Genomic DNA, 764 nt, shown 5'->3' with positions numbered 1-764 from the left:
AAGCAACAGACTCTTTTAATAGAGCTTTGGAGCTTAATAAATATGATGAAGAGAGTTTATATTATCTTGGACTATGCTACAAAGAAATAAATGATAATAACAAAGCAATAGAAATATTTGAACAATGCTTAGAATATAGTGATAACAATAAAAAAATATATGTTATTTTATATGAATTGTATAAAAATACTGGAAATGATAAATCAAAAAATATGCTTGAAAAAATCAATAAACTTTAAGGCATTTGGTTAGAATTAATCATCAAATGACCAAACAATCCAACCATAAATATTATTCCAATTATAATAACAATATATTTTATTATTTTAATAGTTCTTCTAATTTTAGGATAAGTATAAAAAACCCCATTTTGAATACCATGCAATATCGTTGCTACTAATAAAAAACCCTCATCTATTCTTCCAGATAAAGGAAGTATATCAGATACTACATCTAATGGTGATGTACAATAAAAAACACTTGCTACAAATGGTATCCAAGCTATAATATGATGATATTTATCAAATATAGTATCTTTTGAGCTTACTACTTCTTCATCTTTACTAAACCAATTAAACATATTACCCCTATAATGTACATAAAAATATAACTATATATAATATAACATTATAATGAAAAATTTTAAATAAAAAAACTAAATATAATCATTTTAAACTTTTTTATAAGAAAGTAGAAAATCAATATCCTCTTTAGTTAGATTTTTCTTAGGAACTATTATAGCAGACATATCATCTGTATATATA

General features: G+C 22.6%; 2 protein-coding genes. One reads left to right on the top strand and one right to left on the bottom strand.

The genetic code is table 11. The features are described from left to right. The coding region (locus tag E6A48_RS11715; protein ID WP_219710483.1) for a tetratricopeptide repeat protein at nucleotides 1–239 on the top strand (239 nt) is incomplete at its 5' end. Here the strand turns inward: E6A48_RS11715 and E6A48_RS11710 are convergent. Next, the gene (locus E6A48_RS11710; protein WP_219710482.1) at nucleotides 236–580 is read right to left on the bottom strand and encodes a hypothetical protein; all 345 of its coding nucleotides are present in this window, start codon (nucleotides 578–580) and stop codon (nucleotides 236–238) included. The genes E6A48_RS11715 and E6A48_RS11710 overlap by 4 nt on opposite strands. Between the last annotated feature and the right edge of the window lie 184 nt (nucleotides 581–764).

It is taken from the genome of Brachyspira pilosicoli, from assembly GCF_019402445.1.
GTDB lineage: Bacteria > Spirochaetota > Brachyspiria > Brachyspirales > Brachyspiraceae > Brachyspira > Brachyspira pilosicoli_B.
The sequence above is the reverse complement of the archived record's forward strand: the minus strand, read 5'-3'. Positions and strand labels throughout refer to the sequence as shown.